Annotated in this window: 1 pseudogene; it reads left to right on the top strand. The window is 66.6% G+C overall.

Features of this window, described 5'->3' with window-relative positions:
• Nucleotides 1-410: pseudogene (locus AB0H52_RS03950) on the top strand (ISAs1 family transposase); the annotation flags it as partial.
• Nucleotides 411-596 lie beyond the last annotated feature (186 nt).

Raw genomic sequence — 596 nt, 5'->3', positions numbered from 1 at the left:
CCCGCCGCACCATCCGGGTCCTACCCGCCCCGCCCGACCTGCCGTTCCCGCACGTCAACCAGGTCTGGCTGATCGAACGCTACGTCACCGACAACTCCAGCGGAAAGCAGTCCGCAGCCGCGCAACTCGGCATCGCCAGCCATACCCCCGACCGCGCCGGCCCAGCAGAGCTGGCCGCCTACAACCGCGGCCACTGGGCCATCGAGTCACTGCACTTCATCCGCGACACCTGCTACCACGAAGACCAGTCAACAGTGCGTACCCGATCCGGGCCCCGTGTCCTGGCCTCGCTACGCAACCTCGCCATCAATGCCCTACGCCTGGCCGGCCGACCCGACATCACCGAAGCCACCCGCTGGGCAGCCCGCAACATGACCAGGCCATTCACCATCCTCGGCCTCACATCGTGATCATGAAACGGCCGTGCCCCCCCGTAACCCGCCGACATCGACGCAGCAGGCGGCACCGCAGAAGAAGACGGAGCGTAAGCCGAATACCCCGCCCCCCCGTAACCCGCCGACATCGACGCAGCAGACGGCACCACAGAAGAAGACGGCACCACAGAAGAAGACGGCACCACAGAAGAAGACGGCACC

It is taken from the genome of Micromonospora sp. NPDC050695, from assembly GCF_040654415.1.
In the GTDB taxonomy this organism is placed as follows: Bacteria; Actinomycetota; Actinomycetes; order Mycobacteriales; family Micromonosporaceae; genus Micromonospora.
The sequence above is the reverse complement of the archived record's forward strand: the minus strand, read 5'-3'. Positions and strand labels throughout refer to the sequence as shown.